This is a genomic window from Dyella humicola (assembly GCF_026283945.1).
GTDB lineage: Bacteria > Pseudomonadota > Gammaproteobacteria > Xanthomonadales > Rhodanobacteraceae > Dyella > Dyella humicola.
The window spans coordinates 115,742-133,197 of the sequence record NZ_JAPDPC010000002.1 but is presented as its reverse complement, the minus strand read 5'-3'; the positions used below and the strand labels follow the sequence as shown (position 1 = coordinate 133,197).

Genomic DNA, 17,456 nt, shown 5'->3' with positions numbered 1-17,456 from the left:
GTACTGAGGACTTAAAGCCCTCCAGCATTCACGCGCTGCCGACACCAGGACAGACTAGGCAGGTGTGCGCCCGCGCTTTAAGCCCTCTCCGCTCCGACGCCCCGCGGTGTAGCCGCGTGCCACGAGGTAGCACGTAACCGATCCGGCTTGCGGATGCCTCCGGTGCTCGTATGCCACGCCGTGCTGCCATTCCCTCAGCGCCACGGCGCCTCGCGGTGTAGCCGCACGCTGTGAGGTAACACGCCACGCATCCGGCTTGTGGATGCCTGCAAGGCTTGTAGCGATCGGATTGCTGCGAGCCTGTCAGGCCGTTTTCTTTGGGTTACTTTTCTTTTGGGCCAGCAAAAGAAAAGTGACTCGAGCGCCGGCAGGCGATCGAAACGCCCGCTGCGTAAGCGGCACCCTGGCCTTAGCGCTCAGTTGTCGCGAAGTCGCAGGCACCCGCCCCTCATCCCAGCCTTTTCCCCGAGGGGCGAAGTAGTAAGAGCAAGTCGCGCGCTCACACCGTCAAAGGAGTCACTTCCGGCACGGCGCGGGTCAGGCAGGTGCCGGGCTTCTCGCCTGGTGCCACTGGATAGCAATACAGCGTGAGACGCGCGCCCGTGGTCGCCTGGCCGATATCCAGCGCATAACCATGCAGGCGCACGATGGCGCTGACGATGCTCAGGCCGAGTCCCGAGCCTGCCGTCGTGCGGCTGTTGTCGCCGCGATAGAAGCGGCGTGTCACCGCATCGCGCTCATCGGCAGGAATGCCCGGACCACTGTCGATGATGTCCACCCGCGGACCACGCTTGTCCATGCTCGCGCGCAAACTGACCTTTCCACCGGGCGGCGTGAATTTGATCGCGTTGCCGACGAGGTTCGCCAAGGCCTCAAACAGCAAATGGGCATCCGCGCGAATCGGCGCCAACGGCTGCACATCCAGTTCAAACGGCTGGCCGCGGTCTTCCGCCACCGGGGCATAGAACTCGTGCACCTGACGCAGCACCTGGCCGATATCCACCTCGTCGAAGCAGGCGGCGCGGTTGCGATCCTCCAGTTCGGAGACGCGCAATAGCGCGCGGAAGCGCGTCAGCACCGCATCGATGTCCACCATGCTCGCTTCCAGCAAGGCTTCCTCTGGCCGACCTTCCAATTGCTGTTGCGTGCGGTAGAGGCGAGCGCGCAAGCGCGTGAGCGGCGTGCGCAGGTCATGCGCGATGTTGTCGCACACTCCCTTCACTTCGCTCATCAGGCGTTCGATCTCACCCAGCATGGTGTTGACGATGGCGGCCAGTTGATCCAGTTCGTCACCACGTCGACTCACGGGCAAGCGCTTGGAAAGGTCGCCCTGACGGATGGGATCCGTCGCTTCCTGCAGCGCGCGAATGCGCTTCCTGGGACCCCGCCGCAACAGGAATCCGCCAAGCAGGCCGGGAATGATGGTCAGCGAGATGCCCCACAACAGCGCACGGCGGATGATCGCGCCGAGGCCGTCGATGGTGCTGGTGTCCTTGGAGATCACCAGGATATCGCCGTTGGGAAGCTTGTTGGCCAGGCCGCGCGCGCGTACGCGCTCGGCATCGCGGTCCGGGCGCGGCAAGCCATGCTCCAGCATGTGCACCTGGCCGTCCTGGACCAGCGAGGTCGGCAGGCGGTCGATATTGCCGGCCACCGGACGATGATCGCGATCGAACAGCCCCACCGACATGATCCCGTGCGGATCGATGGCGCTGGCGGCATCCACGGTCGCTGGCATGCGTGCGGGATCGGTCGAGGCGATGTAGTGCATGCGCTGCAGCAGCATCTGGTCGATCACCCCGTTGAGGTAACGGGTCGTCTCCCACTGGATGACGCCCACGAGGATGAACCCCCACACGGCGAACAAGGCGCCATAGATAAGGATCAAGCGCGAGGTGGCCGACTGCCAGCCATTCGGACGTGCGTTCATGATGTCACCGGCAAGGTGTCGTGTGCGGCCGTGAGCATGTAGCCGGTGCCGCGCACCGTGTGAATCAGCGCCAGTTGCCCGGCACTGTCGATCTTGCGCCGCAATCGGCCGATATGGACGTCGATGACGTTGGTGCCGGGATCGAAATGGAAACCCCATACCGTCTCGAAGATCATCGCCCGGGTCAGCACCTGATCCGAATTACGCATGAGAAATTCGAGCAGCCGATATTCCGTCGGCAACAAGGTGAGCGGCTGGCCGTTGCGGTAAGCAAGGTGACTCACCAGGTCAAGCTCGAGATCGGCCGCGCGCAGACGCTGGGCCGATTGCGGCTGGCGACGACGCAGCAACACTTCGGCGCGTGCCGCCATTTCGTCCGGCGCAAAAGGCTTGGTTAGGTAATCGTCCCCCCCCGCGCGAAGGCCACGCACGCGGTCGTCAACATCGCTCAACGCGCTGATCATAAGCACCGGCGTATCGATCTGCGCGCGTCGCATGGCGGCCACCACATCGATGCCATCCATGCCGGGCAGCATGCGGTCCAGGGTGATCAGATCGTAGTCACGCTGCGACGCGCGATCGAAGCCTTCGCGGCCGTTCGCGACCCATTCGGCCAGCATGCCGTGCACCGTGAGTTCGGCGACGATTTCTCGCGCCGTCGCCTCGTCATCTTCGATTACCAGAACTCTGGGCATGGCGTGGTGGACCGAACATCCGGTTAAGGGGCACGGAAGCGACCATGTCTCCGCAAAGCCAAACGGCCCCGTCAGGGGCCGTTGGCATCGTACGCCGATCGAAGCGATCAGGCGGCGAAGAGGCCGCGCATCTTCTTCATCGCATTGGCTTCGACCTGACGGATGCGCTCGGCCGACACGCCGTACTCATCGGCCAGATCCTGCAGGGTGGCCTTGTCTTCGTCCAGCCAGCGGCGCTGGATGATGTCGCGCGAGCGGGCATCCAGCTTCTGCAGCGCGGTGGACAGCGTGTCGAGCTGGTTATCGGCCTGGTCGGCGTCGGACACGTTCTCGTACGGGTCCGCACCTTCGTCGATCAGGAACGCTTCCGGCGCCGGCTTGGCGTCTTCGTCGGCATCCGCCGGGGCTTCGAAACCAATATCACGGCCCGACAGGCGCGATTCCATCTCGCGCACCGTCGCTTCCGGTACACCTAGATCCTTGGCCACGGTGCGCACTTCCTCGGCGTTCATCCAGCCCAGGCGCTTCTTGCTCTTGCGCAGGTTGAAGAACAGCTTGCGCTGCGCCTTGGTCGTGGCGACCTTGACGATGCGCCAGTTGCGCAGGATGAACTCGTGCATTTCGGCGCGAATCCAGTGCACGGCAAAGCTCACCAGACGCACGCCCTGGTCGGGGTCGAAGCGCTTCACGGCCTTCATCAGGCCGATATTGCCTTCCTGGATAAGATCCGACAGCTGCAGGCCATAACCGTTGTAGCCACGGGCCACATGGACCACGAAGCGCAGGTGCGACATCACCAGCTGGCGGGCCGACTCCAGATCATTCTCGCCGTTGAAGCGTCGCGACAGCGCCTGCTCCTCGTCCTGGGTCAGCACCGGAATCCGATGGACCGCCGAGATATAGGCATCCAGACTGCCGACGACACTCGGCACCGGCAGGTTGGCGGTCACCAAAGCTTGAGACATGTGTGGAACCTCCTGTGAGGGGATCAGCTTAGCACTCGGGTAGTACGAGTGCTAAAGGACCGGAAAGGTTCCAGTCCTTTTAATGAACTACATCGTACAGGAATACAGGTCATTCGTCCAGAGTGACGAATGGGGGAGGCCCACTGTGCCGTCCGGGCGGTTCAAAAGACGTGAACGGCCGCTCAGCCGAGCTGAGCGCGTGGCGGCAGGGACCAGTCGATAGGGGCCACCCCGTGGGCTTCCAGGTACTGGTTCGCCGACGAGAAGTGCCCGCAGCCGATAAAACCGCGGTGCGCCGATAAAGGAGATGGGTGCACCGACTTCAGAACGCAATGGCGGGCCGGGTCGATCAGCTGCCCCTTGCGCTGGGCGTAGGCGCCCCAGAGCATGAACACCAGCCCTTCCCGTTCCCGGTTCAGGGCCTCGATGGCCGCATCGGTGAAGCCTTCCCAGCCCTTGCCCTGGTGCGAGGCGGCCATGGCCTGCTCGACCGTCAGCACGCTATTGAGCAACAGCACGCCGCGATCGGCCCAGGGGGTGAGGCAGCCGTGGTCCGGCGCCCGGAAGCCCAGATCGCGCTGGATTTCCTTGAAGATGTTCTGCAGCGAGGGCGGTGACGGCACGCCAGGGCGCACCGAAAAGCACAGCCCATGCGCTTGACCCGGCCCGTGGTACGGATCCTGGCCCAGGATGACCACCCGCACGGCGTCGAACGGGGTGTGGTCGAAGGCCGCGAAGATCTCAGGCCCTGGCGGGTAGACCACCTTGCCGGCCTGTTTTTCGGCGCGCAGGAAGTCGCTGAGGGCCTGCATATCGGGCCGCACCAGATAGTCACCGATCCGCGCCTTCCAGGACGGGTCCAGCCTGACCTTGTCCTCGGTCATGCGGCTTCGTCGTGGTCGCGCAGGTGCCGCGACACGCGCAACTGGAACAACAGCTTGGTCATCAGCAGCTTTTCCTCGATCGGCTTCTCGACCAGGTCGTTCGCGCCAGCCCGGAGCAAGGCGGCCTGGTTCACCGGATTCTCGTCGCCGGTCATCACCAGCACCGGCAGGCGGCCCTTGCCGTAACCGTAGTCGCGACGGATCCGCTCGAGCAGGTCGCCGCCGGTGAGTTCGCCCTTGAGGCTGACGTCGGTGAGCACGATGTCGGCGCCCACCACACCCTGCGCCTTGGCGGCATCGAGCTTCGCCAGCGCGTCCTCGGCGCTGATCACGTGGTGCACGGTGAGCCCGTGCTTTTCCAGGATGCGGCGGGTCGCCAAGGCCACCACGCGGCTGTCCTCGACGTACAACACGTCGCCCTCGGCCTGGTCCTGCGGGCGCACATAGCCGCGAATAAACTCGGCCAGCGCCTGGAAACCCAGCGACTTGTCGAAATAGTCCGTGACATGATCGCCCAGGGTCCGGCGGTGCAGGCGGTCATCGACATCGCCCGAGACGACCACGATGGGCACATAGGCCTGGGCCGCCGATTCGCGCACGTGACGCGCCAGTTCCAGGCCATCCATGTCGGGAAGACGCAACGCGATGGTGATGAAGTCGAAGGCAGCGCCGTCGAGCAGCTCGTGTGCCTCCGCGCCCGTGCCGCAGCCGATCACCTCGGCTTCGGGCAATTCGGCCTTGAGCACGCGGGCAATCAACTGGCGCACCACCTTGGAGCCGTCGACGACCAGCACCCTGGGCGCCGCCCCCATTACGCGACTGCTGAAACTCGCACTCATCCCCTGTCATCCACGTCTTGGCCGGCATTCCCTGTCGGCGAAATCCCAGCGCACCCACCCTGCACCGTAAGTTCGATGGCCGGCAGCATGCACCGGCAACGCAACCCTCTCATTAGATCTCCAGCGTAGCCGTGAGCCCGCGCACGGTTCAGGCGGCCTTGCGCAGCTGCCATGCACTTACCAGGCGTGCGCCAAGCCAGCCAAGCACGGCGGCAGCCACTGGCACCGACGCCAGCAGCCATAATGGCAGCACGTCGATCTGCAGCTTGCCGGCATAGGCATGGCCCAGCCGCGCGACAGGATCAGCCAGCGAAAGCTCGACCAGCACCGCGAAAGCTGCCGCCAGCACGCCACTGAGCAGGCCATACCAGATGCCAGCGTAGAGATAAGGTCGGCGCACGAAGGCGCGGCTCGCTCCCACCAGCATCAGCACGCCGATCTCTTCGCTGCGACTGGCGATATCCACGCGTATGGTGTTGCCAACCACCAGCAACACCGCCAGCGCCAGCAAGACGGCAAGAATCAGCACCGCGCGCTGCCCGACCCCAAGCAAGGCTTCCAGGCGTTGGCGCCAGGTGCCACTGTCCTGCACTTGATCCACGCCCTGTATGCCCCGCATATCCGCGACCAGGCGCTCGACGCCATCGGCGCTGACGCTCTGCGCAGGCAGCACTTCGAGTACATACGGCAACGGGTTGTCTTCCAGCGTATGCAACGCGCCCGAGAAGCCCTGCATCTTGGCCAGATCGTCCATGCCCTGCTGCGGCGTCTTGACGGTGACAGCCGCCACGTCGGGGCGATCGCGCAGTTTCTTGGCTGCCAGTTGCGCCGCGGAACCGCCCTGGCTCGGCTGCAGAAACACGCTGACTGTCTGGTTCTGCCCCAAGGCCTCGCCCATCTTCTGCACGTTGCCCAGCAGCAGATAAAAGGTCAGTGGCAAAGCCAGCGCGATGGCCATCACCGCCACGGTAAGCAAGGTGCCGACCGGGCGCGACATCAGGCGGCGCAGGCTGGCTGCCGCGCTCCAGCCATGGTGTTCGCGCCAGCTAGCCACCGGACGCGCGCGCGTGCGCCCACCACGCGACGGAGTCTCGGCAAGCAGCGGGCTTTCGTTGAGAGGAATCTCGGGCTGCGTACTCACAGCACCTCCTGCGCGGCGACGTCGGCCACCAGGCGGCCATGATCCAGCACCACCACACGCTTGCGCATGCGCTTGATCAAGGGCAGATCATGACTGGCAACCAGGACGGTGGTGCCCACCTGCTGGAACTCGGCAAACAGGCCCATGATCTCCACCGCCAGGGTGGGATCGAGATTGCCGGTGGGTTCGTCGGCGATCAGCAGCATGGGCTTGGCCACGATGGCGCGCGCAATACCCACGCGCTGCTGTTCACCCGCAGACAGTGTCGCGGGCAGCTGGCGTTCGTAGGCCAGCAGGCCCACCTTTTCCAAAGCGGCACGCACACGCTTGCTGCGTTCGACCGGCGCCATGCCTCCAATCATCAACGGCAGCTCGACATTGGCGAACACGGTGCGATCCATCAACAGGCGGTGGTCCTGGAACACCATGCCGATACGGCGACGCAGCTTGGGAATGCCACTGCGACCGATCTTGCCCAGATGCTGCCCTTCGAGCGTGATCACGCCGTGCGAGGGACGTTCGATCAGCCCGAGCAGCTTGAGCAAGGTGCTCTTGCCTGCGCCGGAATGGCCGGTAACGAAGGCCATCTCGCCTGACGCCACCTCAAAGGAAAGCTGCGACAGGGCCTCATGGCCGCCTTCGTAGCGTTTGCTGACTTGATCAAAGCGGATCACCGCGTGTCCCCGATCCTAAGAGCCCTTGCAGGGAGGATAAGGGATGCACGCGCGAAGGTCAGGCGCTTTCTGTCGATCAGCTGCCGCGGGTTATGCCCGCGACAGCTTGGCGCAAGTACGTCGCCCGTTCGACCACTCAACGACCGGTAAAGAAGCGGCTCAAGCGACGGAAGAATCCGTCCTTCTTCGGCGAGGACTGCTCGTTCGACTTGCCCGAGGTGATCGCCACCTGGCGCGAAGGACGCGCATGCGCGGTATCCGCACCACCGCGCTCACGCGACGAGCGACGCTCGCCGCGCGGTGCACGGCCGTTCTCGGCTGCCGGGCTCGCTGCGGTCTCCACAGCGGGCGCATCGCCATCACGACGACGACCACGACCACCGCGACGGCGGCGGCGCTTGCGCTCCGCGGCATCGACCGTCTCGCCATTTGCCTCAGCCGGCTTGGTCTCGGCGGGCATTGCCACGGCAACGGCGCTTTCCTGGGCAGCTACCTCGACGCGCGGCTTGCGCGGTTCACGCGGCTTGTCGCTGCGTGCGGGACGCTCGCCATCACGGCCGCGACCGTTGCGGCTGCCCGAACGCTTGCTCGGCGAACCGTCCTTCTCGCGCGCTTCCACCTTGTCGCCGAACGCGGCGCTATCGGCAGCGACATCGGCCATGAACTGCGCGTCCTGCTCGCGCGGCTGCGGCATCACCAGCATGTCCGGCTCGATGTTCGCCACCGGGATGCGCTGGTCGATATACGTCTCGATATCGGGCAGCGACATCGCATACAGGTCGCAGGCGAAGCTGATCGCGTCGCCTTCGGCTCCCAGCCGCGCGGTACGGCCGATGCGGTGCACGTAATCTTCGGCATCCTGCGGCAGGTCGTAGTTGAAGACGTGGCTGACCGCCGGGATATGCAGGCCGCGCGCGGCCACGTCGGTGCATACCAGCATGTCGAGCTGGCCTTCCTGGAAGCGCTGCAGCAGCTTCTGGCGCTTGAGCTGCGGCACGTCGCCGGACAGCGCGCCCACGCGGTAGCCCTGGCGCTTCACGCGATCGGTGATGCGCTCGGCGGCCGCCTTGGTGTTGACGAAGATGATGCTGCGCTCGGCCTTGGTGCGGTCCAGCAGATTGAGCAGCAGCGGCATCTTCTCTTCCTTGGCGGGGAAGTAGACAACCTGGCGCACGCGGTCGGCGGTGACGTTTTCCGTCTCCACCACCAGCTTCTCGGCGTTGTGCATGTGCTCGTAGGCAAGCTCCAGCACGCGATGGCTCAGCGTGGCGGAGAACAGCAGCACCTGGCGCTGCTCGCGCGCCGGCAGGCGGCGGAAGATGAAGCGCACGTCCTTGATGAAGCCGAGGTCGAACATGCGGTCCGCCTCGTCGATCACCATCACCTCGACGGCGTCGAGGCTGAACACGTGCTGCTTGTAATAGTCGAGCAGGCGGCCCGGCGTGGCGATGATGATGTCGCAGCCATCCTTGAGCTGCTGGCGCTGCTTGTCATAGTCGACGCCGCCATAGATCAGCGCGGTGCGCAGGCCGGTGTGGCGGCCGATCGCCTTGGCGTCCTTTTCGATCTGGATCGCCAGCTCGCGGGTCGGGGCGATCACCAGGGCACGCGGATCGCTGTCCTTGCGCTCGGCTACGGCCGAGGTGGTCAGCAGGCGATTCATGGTCGCCACCAGGAAGGCGCAGGTCTTACCCGTGCCGGTCTGCGCCTGGCCGGCGACATCGCGGCCGGCGAGCGCCATCGGCAGGGTCAGTGCCTGGATCGGCGTGCAGCGGGTGAATCCCGCCTCGTCGAGGCCTTGCTGCAGCAGTGGATGGAGATCGAAATTGGTGAAAAAAGTATCAGTGAGTACAGTTTGTGACATCGCTATAGGGAATATTGATCGGGCATCGCAGGAGCAGACTGCCCGGCTCCTCGGCGTTGAGACGCTCAAAGGAACAGGTGGATGGTCGGCACGGCCAGGGCGTGGTGGCAGGCAGAATCCGAAGATTGCGCGTGCCGGCAATACGTTTCCGTGGCTGGCGCCGGAGGGAGGCGGCAAGTACCGGCAGCTCCGCTGGCATAGGTCAAAGGACTGCGTCCTAAGAGACTGGGGCCCCAAGGGAACCCTTTCACCTATGTCAACGGAACTGTCCGTGGCCGCCCTTGAATCGCTTGAATCGTGCCCCGAGTTAGGCTGCAATGGAGGTCTGCCGCAACGGCAACAACCTTCTTTTCGGAACGACCCCGCGCTTCATGGGCGCCCCAGTGTAGCCGATGCTGGGCGCGAGGTCGTCAACGCCCTTCCCGCCCAACCTCGGAGACCCCGGTGAGCGACCTGATTACCCATGTAAGCGACGATGCCTTTGAGCAGGAAGTGCTCAAGTCCGACACCCCGGTGTTGCTGGATTTCTGGGCGGAGTGGTGCGGCCCATGCAAGGCCATTGCCCCCATCCTGGACGAGCTGGCCAAGCAGTACGAGGGCAAGCTGCGCATTGCCAAGATCAATATCGACCATAACCAGAAGACGCCCCGCAACTATGGCGTCCGCGGCATCCCGACCCTGATGGTGTTCAAGGACGGCAAGGTCGAAGCCACCCAGATCGGCGCGGTCAGCAAGGGTCAGCTCGCCCAGATGATCGACAAGGCCATCTAAAGGCATCCGCATGGACTCCGAGTGGCCACGTCGCTCACCGGCGATGACACCGCCACGCCAGCGAGCCGGCCTGGCCCAGCAGGCCGACTCGGAGACCATGAAATGCTCCAATTCTGAATTATCTCGATCGCGGCGCTTTACGTCGCCGCGGATCGGGTGCTAGATTTCGTGTGTCCGTCGGGACAGTCCTGTCCCCCGCGCCGTCCGCGCACCGTCACCCTCCCTGTGTAACCAACGGCGCCCCGCATGAGGTTTGCCCGTGTCTGATATCGAAAGCAAAGAAACTACCGACGCCAAGGGCGCCGAGTCGAAGCCTGTGGCAGAGACCCGCACCCGAGCACCACGCAAGTCTGCTGCAGCGGCCGAGGCCGCCAGGGCAGAGAAGCAGGCGCAGTTGAACATTCCGCCGCCCCCGCCGGTCGAGCGCTCTGCGCCGGCTGTCGAGGCTCCCGCGCCGGCTCCGGCTCCAGCGCCGGTGAACACGGCCCCCTCCGAATCCGCTCCGCAAGGCGATGGCGCCCAGCGCCCGCCCCAGGAAGCGCGCGAAGGTGGCCAGCCGAACGGCGGCAACCCGGGCTTCAACAACCGCAACGACCGCAACGACCGTGATGGTCGCGGCCGCCGTCGTCGTCATGAGCGTAACCAGCCGCGTGGCCCCGGTGGCCCCGGTGGCCAGGGCGGTCAGCAGGGGGGCGGTCATCCGCGCAACCCCAACGGCCTGCCCGTGGACGATGAGTACGCTGATGCCGGCAGCAACGACCGCCTGATCAACCTGACCGAACTCAAGCGCAAGAACGCGATCCAGTTGCTGGAATTCGCCGAATCGCTGGGTGTGCAGGAAGGCGTGGCGCGTGCCCGCAAGCAGGACGTGGTCTTCAACATCCTCAAGGCGCATGCCCGCTCCGGCGGCGGCATCTGGGCCGAGGGCGTGCTGGAGATCCTGCAGGACGGCTTCGGCTTCCTGCGCTCGGCCGACGAGTCCTACCTGGCCGGTCCGGACGACATCTATGTGTCGCCCAGCCAGATCCGCCGCTTCAACCTGCGCACCGGCGACTACATCACCGGGCGCGTGCGCCATCCGAAGGAAGGCGAGCGTTACTTCGCCATGCTCAAGGTCGACGACATCAACGGCGATCCGCCGGAGGCGTCGAAGAACAAGATGCTGTTCGAGAACCTCACTCCGCTGTTCCCGCGCAAGGCTTTCAAGCTTGAGCGCGGCAACGGTTCCAGTGAGGACATCACCGGCCGCATCCTCGATCTGGTCGCCCCCATCGGCCGCGGCCAGCGTGGCCTGATCGTCTCGCAGCCGAAGTCCGGCAAGACGATGATGCTGCAGAACATCGCGCAGGCCATCACCTACAACCACCCCGACGCGCACCTGATCATGCTGTTGATCGACGAGCGCCCGGAAGAAGTGACGGAAATCGCCCGCACCGTGCGTGCCGAAGTGATCTCCTCGACCTTCGACGAGCCGGCCGTGCGCCACGTGCAGGTCGCCGAAATGGTGATTGAGCGCGCCAAGCGCCTGGTCGAGCACAAGAAGGACGTGGTGATCCTGCTCGACTCCATCACGCGTCTCGCCCGCGCCTACAACACCGTGGTACCCAGCTCCGGCAAGGTGCTCACCGGCGGTGTCGACGCCAATGCGCTGCAGCGTCCGAAGCGTTTCTTCGGTGCTGCGCGTAATGTGGAGGAAGGCGGCAGCCTCACCATCATCGCCACCGCGCTGACCGACACCGGCAGCAAGATGGACGAGGTAATCTACGAGGAGTTCAAGGGCACCGGCAACATGGAAGTGCACCTGTCCCGCCGCATCTCCGAGAAGCGCGTCTACCCGGCCATCGACATCAACCGTTCCGGCACCCGCCGCGAAGACCTGTTGATCGAGCCGGACCTGCTGTCCAAGATCTGGATTCTGCGCAAGCTGCTGCATCCGATGGACGAGCTGGCCGCGATGGAGTTCATGCTCGACAAGATGAAGAACACAAAGTCCAACGACGAGTTCTTCAACTCGATGAAGCGCTGATCCGTCGGCACTTCATCCAGTACAAAGGCCGCCGCAAGGCGGCCTTTTTCTTTTCGCCACACGACGACACTCACTGATGCAGTGGTGGGCTCCTTGTCCGCAAACGGCCACACGACGGCTCGCACACCGCGAACGCGATGGCGAGTCGAAGGTGTGACGATTACGCTAGATGTCGTGGATAGCCGCATGCCGCGTTGCGGCCCGCTGCCTTTGCCGAATAAAGGGCACGATCGGCGTTGCCGAGCAGCTCGTCGACACGCCCCTGCAGGTGCATGGACGATGTAATCATGCTCGCCACGCCAATGCTCAGCGTGACGCACCCGTAGGGGCTGGCCGGGTGCTTGATATCGAGCCCCCGTATGGCTCGCAGCATGCTCCGGGCCACGCCATGCGCGCCGGAAATATCGGTGTCCGGAAGTATGGCCATGAATTCCTCGCCGCCATAACGGCCGACCACGTCTCCTTGGCGGCGAAGCACGCCTCGCAATCGTGCCGCGATGGCACGAAGACAGGCGTCGCCTCGCGGATGCCCAAGGTGATCGTTGTACTTCTTGAAGAAGTCGACGTCGATCATCAGAACCGACAGAGGCGTTCCCGAACGCGCACAGCGGCGCGATTCGGCTGACATGACGTGATCGATATGGCGGCGGTTTGGCAAGCCGGTCAGGTGATCGTGACGGGCGTGGAATTGCCAGTGATGGCTCACCTGCTCCAGCGCCAGTTCCACATGTCTTCTGGCTGTGATGTCGACAAGCGCAGCCGTGAGCGCGATCACCTGCCCCTCGGCGCCATGTATGGGCCGGATCGCTTGTAGGTAGTAGCCGTTCGCACGGGTGACCTCACGCTCAATGATGCCGATGCCGGCGTCGAACCTCTCGAGATCCTCCCGCAACTGCGAGTCCGCATTCGGCACGACGTCGCCGACCGGCCGACCCACCATCGCTTCGGGAGACGTGTCGTAGATAGCCGCATACATCGTGTTGACCGTCAGATATCGGCAATCACGCCCGATAACGCCAAGTGCGGCCGGGATGGAATTGTAGAGTTGCTGCAACGACGTCAGGAGAGGCGCTTCAAATGCGAGCGCCCCGATGTCCGACAGATGGCTTTCGACACGCCCCGGATAATCCCCCATCGCGCTCCTCCCGTGATGATCCATCGCACGAGCACTACTGCCCCTCTGGACTCTCCCGCCATCAGGGGTATCGGCACGGCGGGTTAACCTGCGCCTGGCGATGCTGCGCCCCTTCGAACACCCCGCTCCAAACGCTATAGCGCGGCGGCCTTGCGGCCGGCATCTCAACCTCGTGAAGTTCCGCCTCATGACTGCATTCGCAACCAATGTCCGCACTATTCAGGGCTGGCATTCAGTCGCATCCCAGCGAAAACCTGCCAACTAGAGGATCCGCGTCAGAACGAGTCAAGCCGTCGCTGTTCGTACGCCGCGTGTGGCCCGGAAATAAATCGAGGCCTGACCGGAGTTCTCATGGTGCGCCAAGCGACACGCACTTGAGTCGGAAAATTTCTATCCGCGAGTGTTTCAGTCTTCGCTTACACATCAACCCCGTCATAGGACTACGCAGCAACGTGCGAAGGCGCCTACTCTGGCGCTGTACCAGAGTAGGTGCTGCACTTTTGCGAACCGATCGATAGCAAAGCACCACACGCCATCGGCGCGATGATCATGGCTTCGTTCGATCCTTGAAAGATCCCGATAAATTGATCCAGGGGGCTGATATCAATCCATCGCCGGCGTACTCACCGACACATACACGTCCCTGGTATGCGGGAAGTCGTCACGTGAATGATGGATGCGCAAGCACATCGATCGTGCCGCTGCATCACGTGGCCTCGGTGATATTTGAGTGCCTTCAGGGGCGGACTGGAATGAGAAAATTCCTAGAGCAACCAGGTAATTCAAAGACCAGGCGCCACCGACGCCGGAGCGAACTACTGACGTTGATCGATCCGCGACTGACTAGAGCAGGCCGGCCGAACGGGCGTACTCAAAGAGTTGTTTGTCGCTGTGCAGGCCGAGTTTTCGCATGGCGTCGCGCTTCTGCTGACTGATCGTCTTCACGCTGCGCGCTGTGCGACGTGCGACTTCCGAAACAGTAAGGCCTTGGGCGAGCAGGCGGATGACCTCGCCCTCACGAGGAGATACGGCCAAACCGTCATCGCCGGGTCGAATTGCGCTCTCGATCTGGCGGCGCATGCGCGTGCTGATATACGTACGACCGGAACGAGCCATGTCGATTGCGAGCATCAGCTCCTTGGTCATCGCCATCTTGTCGACAATGCTTTGTACGCCTGCCGTCATCATGCTCTGTGCCAGCGCCGGATTACTCAGCATGGTGAGGACCAGGATCGGAAGCTTGGGGTAGGCTTCTCGCAACCGATGGATCAAGGACAGGCCATCATCTTCGGCGTCCTCGGATGGCATGGAAAAATCAGTAATGAGAAGGTCGCAGGGCACACGACCAAGCAGCAACAGCAGCTCGGCACCGTTACGCGCCTCGCCAACGACTTCAACACGGTTGCCGTAGTCTTGGAGCCAGGTCTTCAACCCCTTCAATACGACCGGGTGATCATCGGAAATTATGATCCGCACAAAACCTCCAAAGACTTTTTTTCTGCAAGCAGCGGCCAATCCATGCGCAGCTTTGACACTCGATACTGTTTGTGAACAGTTCACGCGAAACAGTAGCATGAACGCCCGAGCCCGCCCTGACCCAACCTCCGCACCGCATAAGCTGGTCCATGCAGTGCATTCCCATACGTTCTTCCAAATGCCAACGCGCGGACTAGCCATGCAAGCCAAGTCAGCATTTACATTGCTTGCAGCGAGCTCCTTAGGCCTGGTCTTTCCGGAGATCGACAATCAAGCAACGCCGGTATCACCGATTGCGTTGATCCTGACCGCCTTGTTGATGCTCACGTCCATGCTGGCATTTGCGCTGACGTGGCTGCTGCAAGTGAAGGCCCGCAAGGCGAAATATCTGCAGGACCAGCTCCTCGCGCAGCGCTCATTGTGTCAGGAGGCGTTGAACGCATTACCTCTACCCATCGCGCTGCATGGCATGAATGGCCAGCCCGCCATCGTCAATGATACGGGCCGGAGCATTCCTGGCGCCCTCGAAGCCATCATGGCGGTCATTGGTAGAGACGACTTTGCCGCAAAAGAATCGGCACTCATGCAAGGGCATGCCACTCAGCAGGTGATTGAGTACACGACCGATGACGGCATCACGCACCCCGCCTATGCTTGGATTCGCGCCGTCATAGACCAGCACGGGCAAGCCCAGGGCTATGCCAGTGCGCTGCTCGACATCACCGCATTTCGCGATGCCGAACGTCAGGCGAAAATAACCGAGCTGAGCCTGGAAGAACTTGCCCGACGCATTCCGGTCGTCGTGCTAACCATGCACCTCGATACAGACAACGCGCGACACCTCACGTTTGCCACGGGCAATATGAAGGCACTTTTCAACGCGGATTTGCGCGACCTGACGGACACCGATGGGTCGCTGCGCACGGAGGCATTGCGCGACTGCATTCACACCGAAGATTGGCCCGCATTCGAGCAATTGATAGCACCCGCCACGAATGATGCGCAGACACGTGACCTCGACTTTCGCGCGTTCGGCCAGAACGGCCTGCGCTGGATTCACGCGACGCTCGCGCCGACGCGACAGGCAGATGGAGCATCGCGGCTTATGGGCTATTTCATCGACACGACAGAGTTGAACCTTCGCAACGAAGCCTTGCGGATCGCCCGAGACGTCGCTGAGCGCGCATCCAAGGCAAAGGGCGATTTCCTTGCCATCATGAGCCACGAAATCCGCACCCCGATGAACGGGTTGATCGGCATGCTTGAGCTGTTTGGCCATACGCCGATCAACCGGGAACAGCGCGAGCTACTGGGAGCCGTCGAAGATTCCGCGGGCACCTTGCTGCAAATCCTCAACGACATCCTGGACTTCTCCAAGCTCGAAGCAGGCGATGTCCGCCTCGACGTGACAGCCTTCGATCCACGTTTGTGGATGGACAGTGTGGTCGGTGTGATGACTTCAGCGGCGCGCAAGAAGGGCATCGACATCCGCCTCTCCACGGATGCCAGCGTGGCCGGCCAGCTGCATGGCGACAGCCTTCGCCTCGGACAGGTATTGCTCAACCTGATGAGTAATGCCATCAAGTTTACCGATCGCGGCAGCGTCTCTGCACGACTAGTCGCGTTGGGCGACAGCGGTTCGCACCAGCGCCTGCGCCTTTGCGTCACTGATACCGGCATCGGCATTGAGAGGGACAAACAGGCGACCTTGTTCAAACCGTTCACGCAGGCCGAAACCTGGACCAGCCGTCGTTACGGAGGCACGGGCCTGGGACTGGCGATCTGCAGTCACCTGGTGCAACTGATGGAAGGCTCCATCGAGCTGATCAGCGACGTGGATGCCGGCACGACGGTCAAGGTGGACCTTCGCCTGCCCGTGGGCGAACGCGCGATAGAGGCTCCGAGCGCGCTTCATGGGCGTCACGCCATCGTCCGACTCGATTCGACCGAAACGGCAGCGGCGCTTGGCGATTATCTGCACGCTGCCGGGATGACGGTGGAACAGGTCGATCCTTCCCAACCGTTGCGTGAAGGCATGGCAGCCAGTTTTCTTTTTGTCGATGTGGCCGACGTGGCAAGCCCGGCCCAGATCAACGCGCATGTCGTTGCCGTCACCGCGGAGCCGCTTGCGCTCGCGGGCGTCCAATGGAACGACGAACGCATCCTGCTCAGCGCGAATCCGCTGAAGTGGCAGTCCACCCTGCGCGCCAGCATGGCGGCGCTTGGGCTGGACGATCCGGCCGAGTGGCAGCAGCCGCGCGCCAGCACCCCGTTTCTTCAGGGCGCGCACGCGGGGCTGTCGATTCACCGCGGCCATATCCTGGTGGCCGAAGATCACCCCGTTAGCCAGCAACTGATACAGCGTCAGCTTACCTTGCTCGGGCTTAGCTGCGATGTCGTCGACAACGGGCGCGACGCCTTCGACGCCCTGGCGGGCGGCGACTACGCGTTGCTGCTCACTGACTGCAACATGCCCCAGATGAGCGGGTATGAGCTCGCCCGGGCGTGGCGAGCGCATGAGGACAGCACAGGCGCTCCGCATCGCCTCCCCATGCTCGCCATGACGGCCAATGCCTTGAGCAGCGAAACAGCCCGTGCGCGGGAGGCCGGCATGAGCGATGTGCTCAGCAAACCGCTGCAGTTGTTGGCGCTCAGCCAGAAGCTGGAGCAGTGGTTGCCGGGACAGACGCCCCTATCCGCCAACGGCGACCCTTCGACTGGCACCGCCGTCGTCAAAGACCCGGCAACGCATGCGGAGCTCCAGCAACTTTTCACAACGATCAGCCTAAGCGACCTGCGGGATCTCCGCGCCTGCCTGGCTGGGGCGGACGCAGCGGCGGCGGCCCTGGTCTTGCATCGCCTGCTTGGCGCACTGCCTTTGTTTGCCGATGGCGACCTGCTGGAACAGGGTCGGCAACTGTTCGAGGCGCTGCAAGCCGAAGGCGGGGAACAAGCCCTACCCGGGCTGACTGACTTCGTTCAACGGACAGACGAACTTCTATCCAGGCTCAACCGGTCCTGACTCGTTTTGTGATGGCGTTGGCAATTGCGAGATG

Annotated in this window: 13 protein-coding genes; 3 read left to right on the top strand and 10 right to left on the bottom strand. The window is 63.3% G+C overall.

Annotated elements, in window-relative coordinates:
- Nucleotides 1–499: 499 nt before the first annotated feature.
- The 8 genes from OUZ30_RS15305 to OUZ30_RS15270 all read right to left on the bottom strand — a co-directional run bounded on the left by OUZ30_RS15305 (nt 500) and on the right by OUZ30_RS15270 (nt 8,992).
- Nucleotides 500–1,930, bottom strand: a complete 1,431-nt coding sequence (locus OUZ30_RS15305; protein WP_266183298.1) for a sensor histidine kinase — start codon at nt 1,928–1,930, stop codon at nt 500–502.
- Complete coding sequence (locus tag OUZ30_RS15300; protein ID WP_266183297.1) at nt 1,927–2,625, bottom strand: response regulator transcription factor; 699 nt, start codon at nt 2,623–2,625, stop codon at nt 1,927–1,929. The genes OUZ30_RS15305 and OUZ30_RS15300 overlap by 4 nt, the downstream gene beginning before the upstream one ends.
- A 107-nt stretch (nt 2,626–2,732) precedes the next feature.
- Nucleotides 2,733–3,590 (bottom strand): RNA polymerase sigma factor RpoH, encoded by an 858-nt coding sequence (gene rpoH / locus OUZ30_RS15295; RefSeq protein ID WP_266183296.1) that lies wholly within the window; start codon nt 3,588–3,590, stop codon nt 2,733–2,735.
- Between the two features lie 182 nt (nt 3,591–3,772).
- Complete coding sequence (gene ung / locus OUZ30_RS15290) at nt 3,773–4,474, bottom strand: uracil-DNA glycosylase (RefSeq protein WP_266183295.1); 702 nt, start codon at nt 4,472–4,474, stop codon at nt 3,773–3,775.
- Nucleotides 4,471–5,313, bottom strand: coding sequence for a response regulator (locus OUZ30_RS15285; protein ID WP_266183294.1), 843 nt, complete (start codon nt 5,311–5,313; stop codon nt 4,471–4,473). The genes ung and OUZ30_RS15285 overlap by 4 nt, the downstream gene beginning before the upstream one ends.
- 148 nt (nt 5,314–5,461) lie before the next feature.
- The gene (gene ftsX, locus OUZ30_RS15280; protein ID WP_266183554.1) at nt 5,462–6,415 is read right to left on the bottom strand and encodes a permease-like cell division protein FtsX; all 954 of its coding nucleotides are present in this window, start codon (nt 6,413–6,415) and stop codon (nt 5,462–5,464) included.
- Nucleotides 6,416–6,450: 35 nt separating this feature from the next.
- Nucleotides 6,451–7,128 carry a cell division ATP-binding protein FtsE gene (gene ftsE / locus OUZ30_RS15275; RefSeq protein WP_266183293.1) on the bottom strand — a complete coding sequence of 226 codons (678 nt, stop codon included), beginning with the start codon at nt 7,126–7,128 and terminating at the stop codon, nt 6,451–6,453.
- Between the two features lie 136 nt (nt 7,129–7,264).
- Nucleotides 7,265–8,992, bottom strand: a complete 1,728-nt coding sequence (locus tag OUZ30_RS15270; RefSeq protein WP_266183292.1) for a DEAD/DEAH box helicase — start codon at nt 8,990–8,992, stop codon at nt 7,265–7,267.
- Between the two features lie 444 nt (nt 8,993–9,436).
- Here OUZ30_RS15270 and trxA point away from each other — a divergent pair, with 444 nt between their 5' ends.
- Together trxA and rho are read left to right on the top strand one after the other, a co-directional pair.
- Nucleotides 9,437–9,763 carry a thioredoxin TrxA gene (gene trxA / locus OUZ30_RS15265; RefSeq protein ID WP_266183291.1) on the top strand — a complete coding sequence of 109 codons (327 nt, stop codon included), beginning with the start codon at nt 9,437–9,439 and terminating at the stop codon, nt 9,761–9,763.
- 259 nt (nt 9,764–10,022) lie between these two features.
- Nucleotides 10,023–11,789, top strand: a complete 1,767-nt coding sequence (rho, locus tag OUZ30_RS15260; RefSeq protein ID WP_266183290.1) for a transcription termination factor Rho — start codon at nt 10,023–10,025, stop codon at nt 11,787–11,789.
- Between the two features lie 160 nt (nt 11,790–11,949).
- On the opposite strand, the gene OUZ30_RS20360 is transcribed toward rho, so the two are convergent.
- Nucleotides 11,950–12,948: a GGDEF domain-containing protein gene (locus OUZ30_RS20360; RefSeq protein ID WP_283256093.1), complete on the bottom strand. Its 999-nt coding sequence runs from the start codon at nt 12,946–12,948 to the stop codon at nt 11,950–11,952.
- An 819-nt stretch (nt 12,949–13,767) separates the two neighbouring features.
- Nucleotides 13,768–14,499, bottom strand: a complete 732-nt coding sequence (locus OUZ30_RS15245) for a response regulator (protein ID WP_266183289.1) — start codon at nt 14,497–14,499, stop codon at nt 13,768–13,770.
- 100 nt (nt 14,500–14,599) lie between these two features.
- On the opposite strand from OUZ30_RS15245, the gene OUZ30_RS15240 reads away from it, so the two are divergent.
- Nucleotides 14,600–17,422: an ATP-binding protein gene (locus OUZ30_RS15240; protein WP_266183288.1), complete on the top strand. Its 2,823-nt coding sequence runs from the start codon at nt 14,600–14,602 to the stop codon at nt 17,420–17,422.
- Nucleotides 17,423–17,456 lie beyond the last annotated feature (34 nt).

Bases quoted from the DNA above. Each gene is read 5' to 3' on its own strand.
- OUZ30_RS15305 (WP_266183298.1), bottom strand. From the start codon at position 1,930: ATGAACGCACGTCCGAATGGCTGGCAGTCGGCCACCTCGCGCTTGATC.
- OUZ30_RS15300 (WP_266183297.1), bottom strand. From the start codon at position 2,625: ATGCCCAGAGTTCTGGTAATCGAAGATGACGAGGCGACGGCGCGAGAA.
- rpoH (WP_266183296.1), bottom strand. From the start codon at position 3,590: ATGTCTCAAGCTTTGGTGACCGCCAACCTGCCGGTGCCGAGTGTCGTC.
- ung (WP_266183295.1), bottom strand. From the start codon at position 4,474: ATGACCGAGGACAAGGTCAGGCTGGACCCGTCCTGGAAGGCGCGGATC.
- OUZ30_RS15285 (WP_266183294.1), bottom strand. From the start codon at position 5,313: ATGAGTGCGAGTTTCAGCAGTCGCGTAATGGGGGCGGCGCCCAGGGTG.
- OUZ30_RS15270 (WP_266183292.1), bottom strand. From the start codon at position 8,992: ATGTCACAAACTGTACTCACTGATACTTTTTTCACCAATTTCGATCTC.
- OUZ30_RS20360 (WP_283256093.1), bottom strand. From the start codon at position 12,948: ATGGATCATCACGGGAGGAGCGCGATGGGGGATTATCCGGGGCGTGTC.
- OUZ30_RS15245 (WP_266183289.1), bottom strand. From the start codon at position 14,499: ATGCTACTGTTTCGCGTGAACTGTTCACAAACAGTATCGAGTGTCAAA.
- OUZ30_RS15240 (WP_266183288.1), top strand. From the start codon at position 14,600: ATGCAAGCCAAGTCAGCATTTACATTGCTTGCAGCGAGCTCCTTAGGC.